Origin of the sequence: Pseudomonas sp. SWRI77, assembly GCF_014269105.1 — a bacterium.
GTDB classification, from domain to species: Bacteria; Pseudomonadota; Gammaproteobacteria; order Pseudomonadales; family Pseudomonadaceae; genus Aquipseudomonas; species Aquipseudomonas capeferrum.
Genome location: NZ_JABWRV010000002.1, coordinates 49,910 through 69,948, shown reverse-complemented (window position 1 = coordinate 69,948; position 20,039 = coordinate 49,910). Strand labels below are relative to the sequence as shown.

Below are 20,039 nucleotides of genomic sequence, written 5' to 3'. Positions count from 1 at the left end.
TGCATGACCTTTGCCCTGCGCTGCCCCTATTGGCCTCGCAACACCCTGTATATCTCGGCAACCACCTGCATCGTCGCCTCCTCGACCGTGCCCTCATTGCGGCACAACACCCACCCCTGCTCCGCAACCGCTCGCTCGAACGCCTGGGTACTGGCAACCTGCTCTTGCAGGTTGAACATCACGGTACTGCCCAGCCCGCGCGACCGCGCCGCTGCCCTGGCCCATGAGATTTCAGGGTCGGTGACCACCCCGACATGCAGGTCTGGCACGCGCACATTGCGCTCGATATTCAGGCGCAGAATGTCTGCAAACGGGACTATCCGGCGAAACGCAGCATCCGACGGGTACCAGCGGTCGATCAGGATGATGCTGCCCTGGGGCTGTCTGGGCAGCACATGCTGTGAAATCCAGCTACGGCTATCGGCCAGGCGCTCGCAAACCCCCATTTCCAGCTCCCGGCTGGGGTTTCTGACCAGTTGGTTGACCATGGCCATTGTTGCCCCTCTGTTGGGGTCGTTATTGCGCTCGCAAAGCCGGACCACCTTGTTGTTGCCTGCCCTCAGTACTTTTGTAATGGCCTCAAGCAGTGTGGTCTTGCCAGTGCCCTTGGGCCCATCCAGAGAAACGAACAGCGGACGATTCATTGTTTGAACATCACTCACATAAGGCAATAATACGCGCTGACCTCGGCAACGATCGCCCCCTTGGCATCGTACAGCCGCGCCTCAGGCGTCAAAGCCATGGAACGCGCCTCCAGCACATAGCGCTGGCCGGCTTTGAAATGCGGGTAGTTGAGCGTCAGGTAGCACTCGCGCACGGTGGAGCCCCCCATCATGCTCATGCCCGAACCCCCGCTTGCTTCGTAGTCGAACCTGACGATCAGCTCATGGCTGCCGGGGCTGACCTGAAAAAACCGGCCGTCGCGTAGGCGTTGCTGGTCCAGGCGTTCAGCCATCAACAACCTGTCGTTGGGAAACGGCACCGAGAAGTCGACCCACGCCATCTGCGGATCGGCAGCCGGCATTGGCGCCTGACAACCCGCAATCGCCGTGATCGCGAGCAACACCATCAACCTGCGCATGATAGATGCCCCAAGGGTTCAGGCATTCAGGATAGCGCCCACTGGGCCTGCGTGGTCAAGCCAAACAGCTCACGCAAACCGTTGACACCCAGTTTGCGGTATAGCCGTTTCACATACGTCGCGGCGCTGACGGGGCGAACCCCCAGATGCTCGGCAATGTCTTCCACTGCAAGGCCGCTCAGCATCAGGCGCAACAGCGTTTGTTCACGCAAGGTCAGCGCCACATGCTGCTGCTTGATTACCCGCTCGGCCAACAGCAAGGGCAGTTCATTGGCTTGCAGGTGCGCATGGTAATGCAGGCGCACGGCCTGGATCAGCAACGGCGCCAGGGCTTCCAGGTAGTTCATTTCCTGCGCCGAGAAGCGCCCGTGCTCGCGGCCGCGGTAGACGTTCACCGACAACCAGCGGTTGCTTTCACAGTGGGTCAGCAAGGCTACCCGCTCGGCAATCTGTGGCTGCTCATAGCAGATGCGCCGGTACTCGGGGTGCGTGATGTCGTCAGCTGACTGGCGTTGCACGATGGTGTTGGCGACGCAGTTGCTTTGGCTCATCACCTGCTGGTTGCCATCCAGGCCGAAGAAGCGTTGCACATATTTGTGGGAGATCGCCGGCAGCGAGACTTCGCGCGCCCGGTCCGCAAACGAGAACACCTCGGCGTTGCGCCGCTGCGGATAAGCGAAGATCGTGCATTTGGCCAACGGCACGCCCGAGCCGATCACCTGCAGCAAATCCGCTGCGAGGAACTTGCTGCGGTTCTGGCCCACCCTGGCGAACAGATTGGCCAGAAACGACAGTACGAAGCAGGCAAACAAAAAGCCGATCAGCCTTTTCGAGATCTTTTTACACACGTGCTGATAGCAGTCGTCAACACTGGCCACCGTCGGGGTGGTCGCGCTGGCGATAGGACTGCGCGTCATGGGGAACTTCCTGATTATTGTTATAGGAAGGCTCGCCGGCTCGAACAGATAAACCGGCGGCAAATGCACGAAAGCCAGGGGCTGATTACAGGTCCAGCAACGCCGTGCGCGTCAGCGCCAGAAACTGCTCTGCGTCGCCAAGCGCCTGAGCGCTGAGCAGCGCCAGTTTCACCAGAAACAGCTCGCGTTTGCCCTCTTCGATGTGGTCAAGGGCATCCGCTAGCTGGTCGTAGAGGGTCTCAATGTCGCTGATGGTCAGTTGCTTGTGTTCCATAGGGTTCTCACTCATTGCCCAAAGCGGTTTCGACGGCATCACGCAAAGCCTGCCCATTGAGGTGATGCCAGCGGGCGCAAACGTGCTGGTCCGGGCGCATCAGGTAAGCACCGCCCGCCGACGCACCATATTTGTTGCGCAGGTGGCCGCCAGGGTCGTCGATCACCCCGTCTGCGCCCCGGACCTCGCCTTGCCGATGACCCACGACAGCCAGCAACTGCAACGGCACGCCTTGGTCACGCAGGCTTTGCGCCTGCGCTTGAATATCGCTCGGCACTTCAACGGCATCAGTGAAATACAGCAGGCAGAACGACGCCTCTAACCTGTCGAACAGGAACTGGTCATCGCCGAGCCGCACGTTCAGCAGCGGCGCGCCCTGGTGAGGCCCGCAGCTGAAGCGTGCATTGTCGTCATGCTTGCAGTTGAGTGCAGAGTCCACATAGTCATGTGGCCGCGAAGTGCGCCAGTGGTACAGCGGGCGGACGAACGCCTGGGTCAGTGACAACGACAGTACGGCATCGCGCAACAGACGATAACCCGCACTGGGCGGCGTCATGAAACGGGTGCTCTTCCCCGCTTCGGCAATGATCTCGCGCGCGGCCCCTACCCGCTCCGCGCTATACGAGGCCAGCAGCCCCGGGCCAGCAACGCCCTTGAGGGTCAGCGCCAGCTTCCAGCCCAGGCCGTGACAGTCCTGGAAACCGGTGTTGGCACCGCGCACGCCAAAAATGGGCATCTCCGGATTGTTATGCTTTTTTTTGGCCTGAGCCATTTCGGATATGCAGCGGACTGTAAGCGGTGTGAGAAACAGACATGTCCCCTTGAAGGGACAACATTGCAAAGCAAAAAGCACGCCCTCAGGAAAAAAACGCAGGATGTTGTGCGCAGAATTCGCTTGAGATAGACGGCCGCATTGCCCAAGGTGGCCAGCCTGACAGCTATTGCCTGAATAAAAGGCTGCAGGGCGTGGACGCAGGCGCACGACGACGCCTGTGTGTGGGGGGTGACTATTTTTGCGGTGGCAAGCCTTGCGCTGCACGAACGTTGCCAATTCCTCCCCGATAATAAGAGAGGACAAGGAAATGCAATCCAACAGTCTGAAGCAAAGCCTGAAACAACGGCACATCACCATGATTGCGCTAGGCGGGGTGATAGGCGCGGGGCTGTTCATGGGGTCGGGCAAGTTGATTGCCTCGGCGGGGCCGGCCGCGATCCTGTCATATTTCATCGGCGGCATCGTGGTCACCTTGGTGATGTTCATGCTCGGCGAGATGGCCTGTCGCAACCCGGACGCCGGCTCGTTCTCGACCTATGCCAATACCTACCTCGGCGAATGGGCGGGTTTTGCCGTCGGCTGGCTGTACTGGCTCAAATCGATGCTGACCATCACCCTGGAGGCGGTGCTGCTAGGCGCCATCCTCAACGACTTTCTGCCGTGGCTACCGATCTGGGCGGGCGCCTTCATCATGCTGGTGACGTTGATGGCCAGCAACGCCTACTCGGTCAAATCGTTCGCTGAAGTGGAGTACTGGCTGGCCGCGATGAAGGTCGCCACCATTCTCATCTTCATGGTGCTGGGTGTCTCGATACTGCTCGGCCTGCACAGCAACATCCCCTCCCCTGGCTGGGTCAACCTGACGGCGCACGATGGCTTCATGCCCAATGGCCTGTCGCCGGTGATGGCGGGCGTGGTGGTGGTGATCTTCTCGCTGGGCGGCAGTGAAATTGCAGCCGTTGCGGCCGGCGAATCGGAAAACCCGCGGCAGAACGTCATCAGGGCAATCAAGAGCGTGATTTTGCGGGTGATGCTGTTCTATGTCGGTTCGGTGTCGATTCTGATCCTGTGCCTGCCCTGGACAGACACTGAAAACCTGGCTTCGCCGTATGTGTCATTGTTCAGCCTGGCCGGGTTCAGTGGCGCGGCGGTGGCCATGAAGATCGTGTTGTTCATCTCGTTCATGTCGGTGATGAACTCGTTCATGTTTTCCAACTCGCGCATGCTGTTCTCGTTGAGCCAGCGTGGCCACGCGCCGAAGCTGTTCTCCCGCACCACCTCCAAAGGGGTGCCGCTCAACGCCCTGCTGCTGAGCCTGAGCATCTGCCTGTTGATCCTGACGGTGCACTTTGTCAGCGGCGGCGACCTGTTCATGACCCTGGCCAAAAGCAGCGGCACGTTCGTGATGATCGTGTGGATCTTCATCATCATCGCCCACTTTGCCATGCGCTGGAAAACCCGGCATGAAGCGGTCGACCCCACGGCGTTCCGGGCGTGGTTCTTCCCTTACGCCAATATCGTTGCGCTGTTCGCGCTGCTGGCCGTGATTGTCACCCAGGCCTTCGACCCAGGGTCGCGCTTTCAGTTCTGGTTTACCACGGTGACCTCACTGGTGGTGGTGGCGGCCTACTTCGTGAAACGTAATCGGATGGCGGCGAAGTCGGTTGGTTACGCAGGGAGCTGACCCGTGCAGGAGCGGGTTTACCCGCTCCCGCCCATGGCGGCACGCTAACCCCCTGTGTTTGCCACCTGTTGCCCTTGATGACGAAGCGTGCCCTGCAAGCTAGACTCCCATGCTGAATTTGACTGTAAACACTTCGTTTGCCTGAAAATGTTCGGCGGTCATGCAGGCAGCCGGCCTCTGGTAAACCGGCAGGGGCCGCCCATGACTTTGCAACCTCCCGTCAACTTGACCAACTGCGATCGCGAACCTATCCAGATCCCCGGCAGCATCCAGCCGCACGGTTGCCTGCTGGCCTGCAACGCGTCGGCAAGCGTCGTGCTGCGGCACTCCGCCAATACCGCCGGCATGCTGGGCGTGGCGGGTGAAATCAACGGGCAACGGCTCGAAACCATCATCGGCAGCGAGGCTGCCCATACGCTGCGCAACGCGCTGGCACGCGTCAGAGAGGCGTCCCGACCGGCGCTGAGCTTTGCCGTGAGTCTGCCGTCCGGGCAGGTGTTCGATGTGGCCGCGCATATTTTCAAAGGCACTGCCATCCTGGAGTTCGAGCCCTCCGGTGCGGGCATTGCCGAACCAATCGAACTGGTGCGCACCGTCATCGCCCAGTTGCGCGAGATCGACCGCTCCGACAAGCTGTTCCCCGATACTGCCCGGCGTGTTCGCGCACTACTGGGTTATGACCGGGTGATGATCTACCAACTTGGCGTCGACGGCGCCGGCAAGGTCATTGCCGAGGCCAAGCGCAGCGGCCTCGAAAGCTTTCTGGGGCAGTACTTCCCCGCCTCGGACATTCCTCAGCAGGCACGCGCCCTGTACCTGCGCAACCCGGTGCGGATCATTGCCGATGCCCAGTTCAAAACCGTGCCGATCGAGCCAGTACTGGACCTTTCCGGCGAGCCACTGGACCTGTCCTACGCGCACCTGCGCAGCGTCTCGCCCATTCACTGCGAGTACCTGAGCAACATGGGCGTGGGCGCGTCCATGTCCATTTCGATCATCGTCGACGGCGCGCTGTGGGGGCTGATTGCCTGCCACCATTACGCACCCCGCACGCTGACCATGGGCCAGCGGGTCGCAGCGGAGATGTTCGGCGAGTTCTTCTCGCTGCATATCCAGACCCTTCGGGCCAAGCAAACCCTGGAAGCCGCCGCATACGCCCGCCAGGTGTTGGACAACCTGCTGCGCGATGCCCACCGCACGGCGGATATCGAAGAACTGCTGCGTGCCCGCATGACAGACTTCAAGGCGCTCATCCCTTGCGACGGCATCGCCATGTCGCTGCAAGGGCGCTGGTCGGCAGACGCGCTGACACCGCCCAAGGCGGCGGTACCGAACCTGCTGCGCTTTGCCGAGGGGGTCGCCGAGGGGCGTACATGGGCGTCGAACTGCCTGTCGATGGCGCACCCTGCCGCCCAGGATTATGCCGTCGACGTTTCGGGCGTACTGGTGATTCCGATGTCGCAGCAACCGAGGGACTACCTCATGCTGTTTCGCAAGGAGGTGATCGAAACCCTGGATTGGGCCGGTGACCCCAACAAGACCTACGAAAGCGGCCCGCTCGGTGAGCGCCTGACCCCACGCAAAAGCTTTGCTGTGTGGAAGCAGACCGTACATCAGCACTCGCAGCCCTGGTCCGAACAGGACCGCCAGTTCGGTGAGGCCATCCGCGCCGCGATCGTCGAGGTTGCCCTGCACAACAGTGAGCTGATGGCCGATGAGCGCTCCAAGGCCGAAGTGCGCCAGCGGATGCTCAACGAAGAGCTCAACCACCGGGTGAAGAACATTCTTTCACTGATCGGTGCACTGGTGGCCCACCCCACCACTGAAAACCAGACCCTCAACAGCTACGTGGCAACGCTGAAGGGCCGTATCCAGGCATTGTCGCTGGCGCACGATCAGGTCGTGAGGGGGGATGGCGGCGGCCGTTTCGCAACGCTGCTGGAAGCGGAACTATCGCCGTACCGCACTGCAGCCGATGCCATCACCCTGAGCGGCCCGAACCTGCTGCTCGATGCCCGCGCCTACTCGGTAATGGCGCTGATGCTTCACGAGCTGGCGACCAACGCCGCGAAGTATGGCGCGTTGTCTCGGGCAGGCGGCAAATTGGCGGTCAGCTGGACGATTGATTCGGGTGGCGCTTGCGACATCGCCTGGTGCGAAAGCGGTGGGCCGACGGTGCGCCCGCCAAGCCGAAGCGGTTTTGGCTCGGTACTGATTGAACGCAGCATCCCCTTCGACCTGGGCGGCAGCAGCACGCTCGAGTTCAGACCAGAAGGCCTGCATGGGTATTTCAAAATTCCTGGCAAACACCTGACTCAGCTTGAAACAGCCGACACCCCAGCGCCGCAGGTCGCGCCGGCTGCGCCGCCGGTAAGCTACACGGCCCTGGTCAATGCATGCGTGCTGATTCTTGAAGACCAACTGGTGATTGCCGTGGGCATTGAACAGATTCTGGCCGATGCGCTGGTCGAGGATGTGATCACCGCAAGCTCAGAAGCCGAGGCAATGAAACTGCTGGCCAGCCACAGGCCTGATGTCGCCGTGCTGGACATCAACCTGGGGACGGGAACCTCCATTGCCGTTGCCGAAGCGCTCTCGCGCCAGCACATCCCATTCCTGTTTGCCACGGGTTACGGCGACAGTGTCAGCATTCCCGCGCACTTGAAGCACGTTCCCGTGGTGCGCAAGCCCTATGACGCCTTGTCGATATTGTCGAACCTGGAAAGCCTGATCGACATTCGGAAAGCTACGGACCAAGCACAATAGCCAGCCGGGCTGGCATTAAAAACCCGCGCACAGGCGCGGGTCGCATTCGTTCAACACCCGGTCACTTGTCCAACTCATCCTTGGTAATGGCGCCAGTGTGCGGATCGACATGGAATTCGTACTGCTTGCCATCTGCCTTGATACCCTCGCCCTCCCAATGGCCATCATCGGCCTCGATCTTGGTGATCTGGGTGTAGCCGGCACTCTTCAACGCAGCTTCGGCCTGGTCTTTGTTGACCTTCCAGTCGGCGCCTGGCTGATCCGCCCAGGCAACATTAGCCCCCAGTGCCCCCACCAGTGCCAAACCCGTGAACAGTCGTGTCATCGCTTTCATCGTCAACATCCTTTTTGCCAGAGTTAAACACTGCGACCCAAGCACTGTCGCTTCGGTTCAATTAGAGTGGCAAGACGGCTATTCATGACATAAGGGTTGATGTGCACTCATCAGAGCGCCTGAAAGGCATCGATGTATTTGTCTGCGTTGCAGACCTCGGCAGTTTTGCGGCGGCAGCGCAGCGCCTGAACCTGACAAGTTCGGCGGTCAGTAAAGGTATCGCGCGGCTGGAAGCGCGCCTGGGGCTGCGCCTGTTCGAACGCACCACCCGCCGGCTTGCCCTGACTGACGCGGGGCAGACCTTCTACAAGACCTGCTCACGGGTGCTGGCCGACCTCGAAGAATCGGAGCTGTCGCTGCACGAGGACTACTTCGAGCCGCGAGGCAGAGTGCGTATCGACCTGCCTGCGGCCTACGGGCGGCTGCACGTATTGCCGGTTATCCTCGACTACATCAAGCGCCATCATCAGCTGCAGCCACACGTGTCCTTTACCGACAGCTTCGTCAACCCGACCGAACAGGGCATCGATATCGTGGTACGTATTGGCGGCCCGGACGTTTGGCCGGACGAGCTGGGCCACCAGTTCATCGGCGCTCAGCGGGTCATCTTTTGCGCGTCACCGGCCTACTTGCAAGCACGCGGCACGCCCGTCGATGAGCGTGACCTGCACGCCCATGACTGTGTGGTTTACGGGCAAGCCGACGGTTTGGGCAGCCCTTGGCACATGACCGGTACCCAGCCTGGCGAAATGGAACGGCGCTTCATGCCGGCACGGCTTGCCATTGGCGATGGCGAAGGTGTGGTACAAGCCGTGCTGCAAGGCTTGGGCATCACCCAGGTGCCTACCTGGCTGGTCAACCAGCAACTGGCCTGTGGCGAGTTGGTTGAAGTATTGCCGCACCTGGCAACAGAGGGCTTGCCGATGAACGTGGTATGGCTCAGGAAGCGCGAGGCCCTGCCGCGCGTCAGGGCGTTACTGGACGTATTGTTGCAATCACTGCGCATGGACGGCCACGTTCTGCAGTCCGGTGATTAGTGAATAATATTCGCCAAGCCAGTGAATTTTTGCCAGCGATAAGCTTTTTTTGAATCAATACAATGGCAGCACCTTTGATTTCAGGAACTGCCTGCATGACTGCTGTTGAACGCCCTCCCCTGGGCTTGGCGACCAATCGACGCGCCACCTTGGGGACGTTGATCCTCGCCACCTCGGCCTTTCTGATCGTAACCACCGAGTTTTTGATGGTTGGCCTGCTGCCGGGGCTGGCAAGAGACCTTGATGTGTCGATTTCCAGTGCCGGGCAGCTGATCACGCTGTTCGCCTTCACCGTCATGCTCGCCGGCCCGCCGCTGACAGCAGCACTTGCCCACCTGGACAGGCGCAAGCTGTTCGCAGCCATCCTGGCCTTGTTCGCTGCGGCCAATGCGCTTGCTGCCATTGCGCCGAACATCTGGGTGCTAGCAGTAGCGCGATTCTTGCCCGCCCTGGCACTGCCGGTTTTCTGGGGGACGGCCAGCGAGATGGCGGCCAGGATGGTCAGCGCAGATCGCCAGGGGCAGGCCGTCGCGCAGGTGTACCTGGGCATTTCAGCGGCCCTGCTGCTCGGTATCCCGCTGGGTACCTTGGCGGCCAATGCCATCGGCTGGCGCGGCGCCTTCTGGGTATTGGCCGCCGCATCAGCGCTGATGGCCTTTGCCGTGCTGGCCTGGATGCCAGCGGTTGCCCGCCAGCCTAAAGTCGACCTCAGCCAGCAGGCGCGAATTTTCCGTGAACCGATCTTCTTGGCCAACGTAGCCCTCTCGGTCCTGGTGTTCACCGCCATGTTCATTGCCTACACCTACCTCGCAGACATGCTTGAGCGCACCGCAGGTGTGGCAACAGCGGATGTCGGCTGGTGGCTGATGGGCTTCGGTGCCATCGGTTTGCTGGGCAACTGGCTGGGTGGTCGCGCGGTCAGGCAATCGCCGATCAAGGCCACTGCGCTGTTCCTGGCTTTGCTAGGGGTGGGCATGGCGGCATTCAGCCCGCTGGCTTTGGCACCGATTACGCTCTGGGCGGCGCTGGCCCTGTGGGGCATCGCCAACACGGCGCTGTACCCCATCTGCCAGGTGCGGGTGATGAACGCGGTGTCGCATTCCCAGGCGTTGGCCGGCACTACCAACGTATCCGCCGCCAATGCCGGGATCGGCCTGGGCGCGCTGCTGGGTGGGTTGGTCATCCCCGCGTTCGGTGTATCGTCGCTCGGTTATGTGGCGGCGGGCGTAGCCCTGCTGGCCATGCTGTGCGTGCCCGGCGTGGCCCGCCTGCAGGCACGGGCTGAGCATATGGCGGTACAGCCCGGCTGACGGGCACCGCTTGAATCCGCGTATCATCAGGCCTCACAGCCGAGGCCTGTCATGTTCGATTGGGAAGACCTGCGTCACTTTTCTGCTTTCATCAGCGCCGGCTCGCTCTCGGCCGCCGCCAAGCGCCTGGGCGTTGACCACGCCACCGTGGCCCGGCGCATCAGCTCGCTCGAAGCGTCCTTGCAGCTCAAACTGGTGGACCGCCGGCCACGGGCCTACGCCCTCACCGAGCAAGGCTTGCGGGTCGGCGAGTTCGCCGAGCAGATGCTGGCCTCTTCGTTTGCACTGGAGCACTTTGCCAGTGCCGACCAGCATACCGTTGAAGGCGAAGTGGTGATTGCTGCCCCCCCTGCGCTGCTGGGCAGCATGGTGGCGCGCAGGCTGGGGGTACTGTATCAACGCTACCCCCATTTGCAGTTAAAACTGGTCGGCAGCAAGTCACGCGCCTCGTTGGCGCGTCGCGAAGCAGACGTGGCCATTGCCTTGGCCAGGCCCACCGAACCCACCTTGGTGGCCAGCTTGCTCGGCCATCTGGAATACACGCTGTACGCCTCGGCGGCCTACCTGCGCCAACGCGAACCGCAGGTGTATATCGGCTACGACGAATCCCAGGCCAAATCCCCACAGCAACTGTGGCTGCTCAAGCACGCCACAGGCCGCCCTTTCGCCCTGCAAAGCAACGACTTGCGCATCCAGGCCCAGGCAGCAGCCGGGGGCGTGGGCATTGCCTGCCTGCCCGCCTTCATGGCTGAGGAATACGGGCTCAAGCCAGCCAACGACAACAGTTCGATGAGCATCGAAATCTGGCTGGCGGTTCATGAAGACGTGCGCAATACACCCCGCATCAAAGCCGTGACCGACTTTTTGATCGAACAGGTGAAGCCCCTGCTTCGCTTGTGAATTTTTGCAAACATCGCCTGCACATTCCGGGAATTTGCGCAGTGCCGCATCGCCGTTAACCTTGTGCCATCGCTCGGCAACCTGCGCCGGGCAATGCCGCCAGAGAGGGCACGCAGATGCAGTACGTCAAACTCGGAAACACCGGCCTGGATGTCTCCCGGCTGTGCCTGGGGTGCATGACATTCGGTGACCCCGATGCCGGTACCCATCCCTGGACCCTGGATGTGGACCAGAGCCGCCCGATCATCCGCCACGCGGTGGAACAGGGCATCAACTTCTTCGACACGGCCAACAGCTATTCGGCCGGCACCTCGGAGGTCATCCTGGGCCAACTGCTCAAGGCGTTTACGCGCCGTGAGGACACGGTGATCGCGACCAAGGTCTTCTACCCCGCGAACATGTGGGAAGGCGCCAGCAAGCCCAATGAGCAAGGCCTTTCGCGCAAAGCCATCTTCAGCAGTATCGACGCGAGCCTGAGCCGCCTGGGGGTGGATTACGTCGACCTGTACCAGGTGCATCGCTGGGACTATCACACCCCCATCGAAGAAACCATGGAAGCGCTGCACGATGTGGTCAAGGCCGGCAAGGCCCGCTACATCGGTGCCTCGTCGATGTACGCCTGGCAGTTCGCCAAAGCCCAGCACGTTGCCGCGGCCAATGGCTGGAGCCGGTTCGTCTCGATGCAGAACTACCTCAACCTGGTGTATCGGGAAGAAGAGCGGGAAATGATCCCCTTGTGCCAGGACCAAGGCGTCGGGCTGATGCCCTGGAGCCCGCTGGCACGCGGACGGCTGACCCGGCCCAAGGGGCAGGAAACGGCGCGCACGCTGAGCGATGTTTCCGGCAAGTCGTTCTATGAGCGGACCGAAGCCGAGGATGGGCGGGTGATTGATGTGGTCGAGCAGATTGCCGCTGAACGTGGCGTACCCATGGCGCAGGTGGCGTTGGCCTGGGTGCTCGGGCAACGCGGCGTGTCTGCACCGATTATTGGTGCATCGAAGCCTGCGCACCTTGACGATGCCATTGCGGCGTTGGGGCTTGAGTTGAGTGATGAAGAGGTCATGCGGCTGGAAGCGCCTTATGTGCCGCATGCGGTTACCGGGTTCAAGTAGGCCTTGGTGTAGGGCTTGGGAGGTTCAGCGCCTATGAGATCGAGCGCCGCCCACGCGGCGCTCGATCTCATAGGCGCCAAAGAACTTGCGACAAGCACATCGCAAGCCCCCTGCAGCCTCGACGTGCCTCTCCCGGATTGACTATGATTCCGCCTTGAACGTTTCAGCATGTTTCAATAAGGATTCAAATGTCTGTCCAAGAACCACCACCGCTCCCCCTCCCGAAACGCACTGTCGCCAAGATGGAAGCCGCCATGGCGCTGGGCAGCTTTGCCATCGGCACCGGCGAATTCGCCATCATGGGGTTGATGCCGGACATCGCCAGCAACCTGCAACTGAGCGAGCCTGAGGTGGGCCATGCCATCAGTGCCTATGCGCTGGGCGTGATGGTCGGTGCCCCGACGCTGGCGATCCTCGGCGCCAAGCTGCTGCGCAAGCACATGCTGCTGCTGTTGATGGCGCTGTATGCCTTGGGCAACCTGGCCACGGCATTTGCCCCCTCCTTCGGCGGCCTGGTGGCCTTTCGCTTCATCAGCGGCCTGCCCCATGGCGCGTACTTCGGCATTGCGGCGGTGGTGGCATCGAGCATGGTGGCAAACAACCAGCGGGCGGGCGCCGTCGCGCGGGTGATGATGGGCCTGACGTTGGCCATGCTGCTGGGCAACCCGGTTGCGACCTTCCTGGGGCAGTACTTTGGCTGGCGCTCTGCGTTTGTGTTGGTCGGGCTGATTGCCCTGTGCACCATCGCCCTGGTCTGGCGCTTCGTGCCGCAACCGCACGATGAGGTGCGCAGCGACCCGCGCAAGGAACTGCAGGCGTTCGCCCTGCCCCAGGTGTGGATGGCACTGGCCATTGCCTCGATCGGGTTTGCCGGCATGTTCTGTGTGTTCAGCTACCTGGCACCGACCATGCTGCACGTGACCCAGGTGTCGCCGCACTGGATCCCCTTTGGCCTGGCCGCCTTTGGCGTGGGTGGCATCGTTGGCAACATCGCCGGTGGCAAGCTGTTCGATCGCCTGCAGTTCCGCGCCGTGGGCCTGGTGTTGGTCTGGTCGATTGCTGTGCTGCTGTTTTTCACCTTTGCGGCACAATCGCTTTGGACGCTGCTGCTGGGCGTCGGCCTGGTCGGCACCATGATTGCACTGGCCGCGCCGTTGCAGATTCGCCTGATGGATATTGCCCATGAAGCGCCAAGCCTGGCGGCGGCTTCGAACCATGCGGCGTTCAACCTGGCCAACGCGCTTGGGCCGTGGTTGGGTGGCATGGCCATCACCGCGGGGCTGGGCTGGACCAGTACGGGTTACATCGGTGCGGCTACGGCATTGGTCGGTTTGGGGATTTACCTGGTGGCCCGTCGCATGAAGGGGGGGCATTGATCCAATCGAGGTAATGGGGGGCGTGTGGGAGCGGGCTTGCCCCGCGAACACCGGCGAAGCCGGTGCCACGCACCGTGTGCCCCATTCGCGGGGCAAGCCCGCTCCCACAGGATACGCAGCTTACGGGGGCAGTCTGCTAGGCAGCGCCATCGAGCCCCATCTGCCAGAAGTCGGCTTCAAGGCTCGAGGCCTGGCCGAAGATGCCTGCCAGTTCGACGAACCGTTGCTCGGTCATGCTGCGCGCCGCCAGTTCATCCAGGTGCTTGCGCGCATTGGCCGCCACGGCCTGATAGCCCTCCCCGGCGTACTCACCAATCCACTCACGGTAAGGGTGCTGGCTCAGGTCGCCAATACGCTGCGCCAACGTGCGCCCGATTTCGGCATAGCCGATCACACAGGGGGCCAACGCCACGTGCAGCTCAAGCAGATCGCCAGCAGCGCCGCAATCGAGCACATAGCGGGTATAGGCCACCGTGGCCTGATGCTCCGGCGCAGCCTGGATATCGGCCTCGGTCAGCCCCCAGCGGGCGCACAGGCGCAGGTGCAGTTCGGTTTCGTCGAGAATCGCCGCCAGGCCTGCCTGGGCGGCACGAATGTCAGCGGGCAGGCGGCTTTTGTAGGCGGCCAGCGCCCAGGCGCGGGCGAACTGGATCAGGAACAGGTAGTCCTGCACCAGGTAAGTCCGAAACGCAGCTTCGCTCAGCGTGCCTTCGCCCATCTGCCGCACGAAATCGTGATCGACGTAGCGATTCCACTGGCCGGCGCGGGCGGCTTTGAGGCGTTCGAAAATATCCATGCTCAAGCCGCCCCCTCATACACAGCATCGAAGAAAGCCAGTTCCAGGGCCACGGTACGCAGGTAGAAGTCGGTGCTCAGCTCAGCCTCCTGCGGCCCCACGCGGTCCAGCTCGGCTTGCAGAAAGGCAACGAAGGCCTGGAACGCCGGGTTGTCGTGCAGGGTGATCCATTCGGCATGCACGAAGTGCTCGGGCAAGGGCTTGGGGGCTTTGATTGCCCAGTCCAGGTACAAGCCTTCGGCAACGTTCAGCACAGCCAGCGCGGCGGCATACGAACGGGTGGCCGCTGCTTCGCGCATGATGGCCTTGAAACCTGCAGTTGGGGCAGTGTCCTCGGCTTCTACGCGCTGTGCCGGGCTTACGTCCAGCGCCTCGAAGGCACGCAGGAAATAGGTGTTTTCATCACTCGAGATCATCCCGGCGAACTGGCCGAAGCGCAGGCGCGCCTCGAAGGTGTCGGCGGTCGCGATGGCAGCGCCGAGCAGGGTCAGGAAGCTGTCGAGAAAACGGTGATCCTGCACCAGGTAGCGGACCATGATCGGGTCCGGCAGGCTGCCGTCGCACAGTTGGGTAACGAAACGGTGCCCCACGGCCGCCGACCAGGTCGGCTCGCTTTGGCGGCGCAGGGTTTGCGTGAAGCGTTCGGTCATGATGCTGTCCTCTGCAGGGGGTGACAGCGAGACCGTTGCAGCTGGCATGGACTGGCCTCGCAGTGAGGCCGGCAAAAAGGCAGGTCGCAAGTCCCATCCCTTCGCCGGCATGATCCGGATCAGGTTCGAAGGGTCACCGCGCTAAAGCATTCAGCGGTTTCTCAGCCCGTTGCCGGGGCTCCCCTTGGTGGCGCACAGGTATACAGCAGGTACGAAGGTGCTGTCACTACCCAAACAGTGGGTGAAGCATGACCCGTTTGTGGGTACTTACACCCGTTTTTTGACGCCTCCCTACCGCACCTCATTCAGGCCTCGCAAGGTTTTGTTTAACAAAGCATTACTGAATTATCAGTTGGCACAGCCGTTGCTCAGGTCCATTAACCAGGCAAAACGCCATTGATGGCTCCAAGCCATAGAGCCGCGAGCGAGGCACAAGGCAATGAAAACATCGGCCAAGACCCAACCCACAAGGCATGCATTCAAATTGTCTTCCGTCACTGCATTGATGTTCAGCCTCGGGCTGATCCCGGCCATGGCCTCCTCCCTCGATGACGTCAGCCAGCCCCCGCCGACCGACCCGTCGGCTTACTCCAATCAGCCGGCCGACCCGAACCCGGCGTTACTCAATTTGTATACCCTGCCGGAAGCCAACGAAGGCTCACTGGAACTTACCGACGGTGGCTACGGCGACCGCACCACCGTGCGCAAGGACAACGTGCTGCCGCCCGCCCTGCAAACCTCCGAAAAATACCCCACCAACGGTAAACCGAGCCCGCTGTTCGGTGCGCAGCCGTTCACCCAGCAACTGCTGCTGTTCGAAGAGTTCGGCCCCGAGAAGCTCGACCCAAGCATCCCGGTACCTAGCCTGACGTTCCCGGTGCCGACCCTCGGCGCCGCGCCTGCGCAAGACCCCAACATCGTCGCCCGCAGCGGCCCCAGTGGCACGGCGCTGGAGGCGTTTCTAAAACAACCTGGCCTGTACCCTTTCCCGACCCAATACGCCAACGTGCTCGACCGCAACCCCTGGAAGGCGCAGATCGAAATGTTCCTCAACCGCCAACCGGTCGGTTCGCCGGCTGAGGGCCGGCCACCAGGAAAAGGCTGGTCCCATCAGCGCTGGAACGAGTTCTACCCCCAGGCTGCATTCAAGACCGCCCAAGCCGGTGCACGCATCAACCTCGGGCTGCGCGACCGCAAGCAATTGCACAACTATGCGGCCGGCGAGTTCGCGCCGGGCGGGCTGTACTACCAGACCTCGGACATCCCTACCACGCTGGGCACCACCAAGGGCATCGACACCCGTTTTCACCCAAGCATGCCCCTGCAAAACCACAAATCGCTGTGGTCGTTCGATGGCACCTTCCCGCCCAAGCTGCTGATGGTGCGGTATGGCCAGCCGATCCTGATGCGCCACTACAACGCCCTGCCGATCGACCCTTCGGCCAACGGTGGCTTTGGCCTGCACACCCTCTCGACCCACGAGCATAACGGCCACTCACCGGCCGAGAGCGATGGCTTTGCCAATGCCTACTTTTTCCCCGGCCAGTACTACGACTACCGTTGGCCGGTCCAGTTGGCTGGCTACGACACGATCAATACCCGTGCCCAGGACCCGCGTGCAGCGTTCCCTTGCTCACCTGGCGAAACCTTGTTTGTGAATGATGCGTCGCCTGGCCTGAAGACCTGCGAAAACGGCAGCATCAAGATTCGTGGCGACTGGCGCGAAACCATGAGTAGCCACTGGTTCCACGACCACATGATGGATTTCACGGCGCAGAACGTCTACAAAGGCAACGCCGCGATGATGAACTATTACAGCGCCCTGGACCGCGGCAACGAGGCCCTGCAGGACGGCGTCAACCTGCGCTTGCCCAGTGGTTCGGGCATGCCGTGGGGCAACCGCGACTACGACGTCAACCTGATGATCGCCGACAAGGCCTGGGATGCCAACGGCCAGTTGTGGTTCAACCCGTTCAACACCGACGGCTTCCTCGGCGACCAGATCCTGGTCAACTGGCAGTACCAACCAAAGCTCAAAGTGCGGGCGCGCAGCTACCGTTTCCGCCTGCTCAACGGCTCGGTATCGCGCTACTTCAAGTTCGCTGTGGTGCGTGAAATCGCCGGCACCAGCGGCGAGTTCAAGGGGCCGACCGGCTCCAACCTGTCGTATGCCCGCGTGCCGTTCCACATGATCGCCAACGACGGCAACATCATGGAACACGCCGTGCCGTTCGACGGCACCCTGGACCTCAATGGCGACGGCGACCTCAAGGACAACAACGGCATCCTGCCGGTGCAAGCTATCGCCGAGCGTTACGACATCATCATCAACTTCGCCAAGAACGGCATCAAGGCCGGCGACAAGCTGTACTTCATCAACCTGATGGAGCACCAGTCCGGCAAGGGCCCGAACATGGCCATCGCGCTGGCGGACGTGCTGTCGGAGAAATACAAGGCTGTCATCAAGCAGACCAGCAAGGGCCCGCAATGGGACAATGGCGACCCGGTGGTGGGCAAGTTCCTGCAGTTGCTGGTACAGCCCTACAGTGGCCAGGACCTGAGTATGGACCCAGTTGCCTATGAACCGGCCAAGCCGGGCAAGGCTGCAGGCCTGAAAATGGTTCCGTTGACCCTCGACCGCAACGCCGTTGCCGACCAGGCCAAACTCAAGGATGCTCGCCACCGCGAGTTCCTTTTTGGCCGTTCGGATGGTACTGACACTCAGCCCTGGACCATCAAGACCGATGGTGGCTTCGGCTACAGCATGGACCCACGGCGCATCAATGCCGCCCCTCAGTTGGCCAACCAAGCCACACCCGCCGGTTTCAGCGGCGATGGCACCCTTGAGGTTTGGAAGATCAAGAATGGCGGTAATGGTTGGAGCCACCCAGTCCACGTTCACTTCGAGGAAGGCATCGTGCTCAGCCGCGACGGCAAGGCACCGCCAGAATGGGAGAAATGGGCACGCAAGGACGTCTACCGCATCGGCTCGGAAACCGACTCCTCGGAAGAACTGGATGTGGCAATCCGCTTCCGTGAGTTCGCCGGGACCTACATGGAGCACTGCCACAACACCCAGCATGAGGATTCGTCCATGCTGCTGCGGTGGGACCTGGAACACCCTGGCCAATTCCAGGTGATGCCAACCCCGTTACCGGGCTGGGACGGCGTAGAATACGTCGCCTCCGTTGGCCTGCCGACCTTCCGCACGGCTGCCCATGACGATGATGACGATGTCAACAAGCCACCGGTCGCGGTCAGCGACAGCGCAGCTACCACAGCAGGCAAGGCACTTACGCTGAGTGTGCTGGCCAACGACACCGACCCCGAGCGCAATCTGCCCTTGACCATCATTGGCTTGAGCCAGCCGGACTCTGGCCAGGGTACCACCAGTACCAATGGCACCACGGTGACTTACACCCCACCGGCCACTGTCGCCACGCCTTTCACTGCCAGCTTCACCTACTCGGCACGTGATACCAAAGGTGCCGAGTCGGTGGTCCCGGCCACGGTCAGCGTTGCAGTGAGCCCCGCGGCACCCGTCGACGTTATCCAGGTCAGCAGTGCCTCGGTGCAATTGCGCAGCGGCAACCGTTACACCTGGGATCTGATAGGGACTACCTCGATCGCCACCGGTAACAGCATCAACGTGTCGGTGGCAACCACCAACGGCCCGCTGAACCTGGGCGCGGCCACGCTGACCGCAGCCACCACCGGTGCCCGTTGGCGGGTGTCGGTCACCACCTCCGGCTACGGCCCGGCAACGCCCGCAACGGCGACCGTGAAATCGAAACTGGGGCAAAGCGTGACGGTGCCGATCAGTTACAAGTAATCGCTTGGCGAAACGGGGCTGCTGCGCAGCCCCACTGGCTCACCTCTCGAGGCGTGCATCATGACCGGCTCATGGCGTGTTCTGCTCGTGCTGTCGCTGTTCGCTGCCAGTGTCCCGTTCTGGCCCGTGCAGCCCCAGCAAGCCCCTACCAACGAAGCTGCTACGCCCTGGGGCGCCGACTACTTCCCCAACACCCCCCTGCTCACTCAGGATGGCGAAAAGGTCCGCTTCTTCGACGACCTGATCAAGGACAAGGTCGTCGCCATCAACTTCATCTTCACCGGCTGCTCCGATTCCTGCCCGGTTGAAACCGCCCGCCTGCGCCAGGTGCAGAAGATCCTCGGCGACCGCGTAGGCAAGGATATATTCCTCTACTCCATCAGCATCGACCCCTACAACGACACCCCCGCCACCCTCAAACGCTACGCCGAAAAATTCGCCATCGGCCCCGGCTGGACCTTGCTCACCGGCGAGCCCGACGACATCGAGCAATTGCGCAGAAGCCTGGGCCTGTACATAGAGGGCCTGGAAAACGGCCGCTCCAAAGACCACAACCTGAGCCTGATCATCGGCAACCAGGCCACCGGCCGCTGGATGAAAGCCTCGCCCTTCGAAAGCCCCTATATCCTCGCCGACCGCCTGGGCAACAGCCTGCACAACTGGAAACAAGCCAGCGCCATGGCCAACGACTATGCCCAGGCGCCGGAAGTGCGCTCGCCCAGCAGTGGCGAGCAGATCTTCCGTACCCGCTGCTCCTCCTGCCACACCTTGGGCAACACCGAGCCCGGTATGCAACAGGGCATCGGCCCCGACTTGCTGGGGGTAACCCGCCAACGCGATGCCAGCTGGTTGAGCCGTTGGCTGAAAGCGCCTGACCAGATGCTTGCACAGAAAGACCCGCTGGCCATGCTGCTGTATGAGCAGTACAACCGCCTGGCGATGCCCAACCTGCGCCTGGGCGATGCCGAGGTCAGCGCGTTGATGGCCTATATGGAAGAAGAAACCACGCGCCTGCAGACGCCTTTGGCGGATATGAAAAAACCATAGAATCAATTAGCTGTAATCATTAGTTTCTGATCAGGGTTGAAGCACGAGCGACCTAGACGAGGATGCCCTCGGACTTCCCGTGCTACGTCAAGCATTGCGCCTTGCGTCCCATGCTGCGTTTGACCAACTGAGGTCAATGGCTGCAGAA

The 20,039-nt window shown here is 61.8% G+C and carries 17 protein-coding genes and 1 riboswitch; of the genes, 9 read left to right on the top strand and 8 right to left on the bottom strand.

Going from position 1 to position 20,039, the window contains the following annotated elements:
- Window positions 1-26 precede the first annotated feature (26 nt).
- The 5 genes from HU766_RS02740 to HU766_RS02720 form a co-directional block, all read right to left on the bottom strand.
- A complete protein-coding gene (locus tag HU766_RS02740; RefSeq protein ID WP_186653658.1) occupies window positions 27-644 on the bottom strand; it encodes a dTMP kinase in 618 nt (205 codons plus the stop codon).
- A 14-nt stretch (window positions 645-658) separates the two neighbouring features.
- Window positions 659-1,081 carry a hypothetical protein gene (locus HU766_RS02735; RefSeq protein WP_186653092.1) on the bottom strand — a complete coding sequence of 141 codons (423 nt, stop codon included), beginning with the start codon at window positions 1,079-1,081 and terminating at the stop codon, window positions 659-661.
- A 26-nt stretch (window positions 1,082-1,107) separates the two neighbouring features.
- The gene (locus HU766_RS02730; RefSeq protein ID WP_186653089.1) at window positions 1,108-1,998 is read right to left on the bottom strand and encodes a helix-turn-helix transcriptional regulator; all 891 of its coding nucleotides are present in this window, start codon (window positions 1,996-1,998) and stop codon (window positions 1,108-1,110) included.
- An 85-nt stretch (window positions 1,999-2,083) separates the two neighbouring features.
- On the bottom strand, window positions 2,084-2,272 hold the full coding sequence (locus HU766_RS02725) for a hypothetical protein (RefSeq protein WP_033697795.1): 189 nt from the start codon (window positions 2,270-2,272) through the stop codon (window positions 2,084-2,086).
- A 7-nt stretch (window positions 2,273-2,279) separates the two neighbouring features.
- The gene (locus HU766_RS02720) at window positions 2,280-3,008 is read right to left on the bottom strand and encodes an FAD-dependent monooxygenase (RefSeq protein WP_238338549.1); all 729 of its coding nucleotides are present in this window, start codon (window positions 3,006-3,008) and stop codon (window positions 2,280-2,282) included.
- Between the two features lie 346 nt (window positions 3,009-3,354).
- Here HU766_RS02720 and HU766_RS02715 point away from each other — a divergent pair, with 346 nt between their 5' ends.
- Window positions 3,355-4,731, top strand: a complete 1,377-nt coding sequence (locus tag HU766_RS02715; RefSeq protein ID WP_033697791.1) for an amino acid permease — start codon at window positions 3,355-3,357, stop codon at window positions 4,729-4,731.
- A gap of 201 nt (window positions 4,732-4,932) precedes the next feature.
- On the top strand, window positions 4,933-7,497 hold the full coding sequence (locus HU766_RS02710; protein WP_186653086.1) for an HWE histidine kinase domain-containing protein: 2,565 nt from the start codon (window positions 4,933-4,935) through the stop codon (window positions 7,495-7,497).
- A 61-nt stretch (window positions 7,498-7,558) separates the two neighbouring features.
- Here the strand turns inward: HU766_RS02710 and HU766_RS02705 are convergent, their stop codons facing one another.
- On the bottom strand, window positions 7,559-7,831 hold the full coding sequence (locus HU766_RS02705) for a PepSY domain-containing protein (RefSeq protein ID WP_186653075.1): 273 nt from the start codon (window positions 7,829-7,831) through the stop codon (window positions 7,559-7,561).
- A gap of 101 nt (window positions 7,832-7,932) precedes the next feature.
- On the opposite strand from HU766_RS02705, the gene HU766_RS02700 reads away from it, so the two are divergent.
- The 5 genes from HU766_RS02700 (at window position 7,933) to HU766_RS02680 (ending at window position 13,566) form a co-directional block, all read left to right on the top strand.
- A complete protein-coding gene (locus HU766_RS02700) occupies window positions 7,933-8,868 on the top strand; it encodes a LysR substrate-binding domain-containing protein (RefSeq protein WP_186653072.1) in 936 nt (311 codons plus the stop codon).
- Between the two features lie 95 nt (window positions 8,869-8,963).
- Window positions 8,964-10,178 carry an MFS transporter gene (locus HU766_RS02695; protein WP_186653069.1) on the top strand — a complete coding sequence of 405 codons (1,215 nt, stop codon included), beginning with the start codon at window positions 8,964-8,966 and terminating at the stop codon, window positions 10,176-10,178.
- A 51-nt stretch (window positions 10,179-10,229) separates the two neighbouring features.
- On the top strand, window positions 10,230-11,078 hold the full coding sequence (locus tag HU766_RS02690) for a LysR family transcriptional regulator (RefSeq protein ID WP_186653066.1): 849 nt from the start codon (window positions 10,230-10,232) through the stop codon (window positions 11,076-11,078).
- A 116-nt stretch (window positions 11,079-11,194) separates the two neighbouring features.
- The gene (locus HU766_RS02685) at window positions 11,195-12,190 is read left to right on the top strand and encodes an aldo/keto reductase (protein WP_186653063.1); all 996 of its coding nucleotides are present in this window, start codon (window positions 11,195-11,197) and stop codon (window positions 12,188-12,190) included.
- Between the two features lie 188 nt (window positions 12,191-12,378).
- Window positions 12,379-13,566, top strand: a complete 1,188-nt coding sequence (locus HU766_RS02680; protein ID WP_186653060.1) for an MFS transporter — start codon at window positions 12,379-12,381, stop codon at window positions 13,564-13,566.
- A gap of 136 nt (window positions 13,567-13,702) precedes the next feature.
- Here the strand turns inward: HU766_RS02680 and tenA are convergent, their stop codons facing one another.
- Both tenA and HU766_RS02670 read right to left on the bottom strand, forming a co-directional pair.
- Complete coding sequence (tenA, locus tag HU766_RS02675) at window positions 13,703-14,362, bottom strand: thiaminase II (protein ID WP_186653057.1); 660 nt, start codon at window positions 14,360-14,362, stop codon at window positions 13,703-13,705.
- A 2-nt stretch (window positions 14,363-14,364) separates the two neighbouring features.
- On the bottom strand, window positions 14,365-15,012 hold the full coding sequence (locus HU766_RS02670) for a TenA family protein (protein WP_186653054.1): 648 nt from the start codon (window positions 15,010-15,012) through the stop codon (window positions 14,365-14,367).
- Window positions 15,013-15,091: 79 nt separating this feature from the next.
- Window positions 15,092-15,207: riboswitch (TPP riboswitch) on the bottom strand.
- A 244-nt stretch (window positions 15,208-15,451) separates the two neighbouring features.
- Here HU766_RS02670 and HU766_RS02665 point away from each other — a divergent pair.
- Entirely contained in the window at window positions 15,452-18,844 is a 3,393-nt protein-coding gene (locus tag HU766_RS02665) for a multicopper oxidase domain-containing protein (RefSeq protein WP_186653051.1), read from the top strand.
- A 60-nt stretch (window positions 18,845-18,904) separates the two neighbouring features.
- Window positions 18,905-19,891 carry an SCO family protein gene (locus tag HU766_RS02660; protein WP_186653032.1) on the top strand — a complete coding sequence of 329 codons (987 nt, stop codon included), beginning with the start codon at window positions 18,905-18,907 and terminating at the stop codon, window positions 19,889-19,891.
- The last annotated feature ends 148 nt before the right edge of the window (window positions 19,892-20,039 follow it).

Excerpts from the sequence above, each read along its gene's own strand:
- HU766_RS02740 (WP_186653658.1), bottom strand. The coding sequence starts at position 644 with ATGAATCGTCCGCTGTTCGTTTCTCTGGATGGGCCCAAGGGCACTGGC.
- HU766_RS02735 (WP_186653092.1), bottom strand. The coding sequence starts at position 1,081 with ATGCGCAGGTTGATGGTGTTGCTCGCGATCACGGCGATTGCGGGTTGT.
- HU766_RS02730 (WP_186653089.1), bottom strand. The coding sequence starts at position 1,998 with ATGACGCGCAGTCCTATCGCCAGCGCGACCACCCCGACGGTGGCCAGT.
- HU766_RS02725 (WP_033697795.1), bottom strand. The coding sequence starts at position 2,272 with ATGGAACACAAGCAACTGACCATCAGCGACATTGAGACCCTCTACGAC.
- HU766_RS02720 (WP_238338549.1), bottom strand. The coding sequence starts at position 3,008 with ATGCCCATTTTTGGCGTGCGCGGTGCCAACACCGGTTTCCAGGACTGT.
- HU766_RS02715 (WP_033697791.1), top strand. The coding sequence starts at position 3,355 with ATGCAATCCAACAGTCTGAAGCAAAGCCTGAAACAACGGCACATCACC.
- HU766_RS02710 (WP_186653086.1), top strand. The coding sequence starts at position 4,933 with ATGACTTTGCAACCTCCCGTCAACTTGACCAACTGCGATCGCGAACCT.
- HU766_RS02705 (WP_186653075.1), bottom strand. The coding sequence starts at position 7,831 with ATGAAAGCGATGACACGACTGTTCACGGGTTTGGCACTGGTGGGGGCA.
- HU766_RS02695 (WP_186653069.1), top strand. The coding sequence starts at position 8,964 with ATGACTGCTGTTGAACGCCCTCCCCTGGGCTTGGCGACCAATCGACGC.
- HU766_RS02690 (WP_186653066.1), top strand. The coding sequence starts at position 10,230 with ATGTTCGATTGGGAAGACCTGCGTCACTTTTCTGCTTTCATCAGCGCC.
- HU766_RS02685 (WP_186653063.1), top strand. The coding sequence starts at position 11,195 with ATGCAGTACGTCAAACTCGGAAACACCGGCCTGGATGTCTCCCGGCTG.
- HU766_RS02680 (WP_186653060.1), top strand. The coding sequence starts at position 12,379 with ATGTCTGTCCAAGAACCACCACCGCTCCCCCTCCCGAAACGCACTGTC.
- tenA (WP_186653057.1), bottom strand. The coding sequence starts at position 14,362 with ATGGATATTTTCGAACGCCTCAAAGCCGCCCGCGCCGGCCAGTGGAAT.
- HU766_RS02670 (WP_186653054.1), bottom strand. The coding sequence starts at position 15,012 with ATGACCGAACGCTTCACGCAAACCCTGCGCCGCCAAAGCGAGCCGACC.
- HU766_RS02665 (WP_186653051.1), top strand. The coding sequence starts at position 15,452 with ATGAAAACATCGGCCAAGACCCAACCCACAAGGCATGCATTCAAATTG.
- HU766_RS02660 (WP_186653032.1), top strand. The coding sequence starts at position 18,905 with ATGACCGGCTCATGGCGTGTTCTGCTCGTGCTGTCGCTGTTCGCTGCC.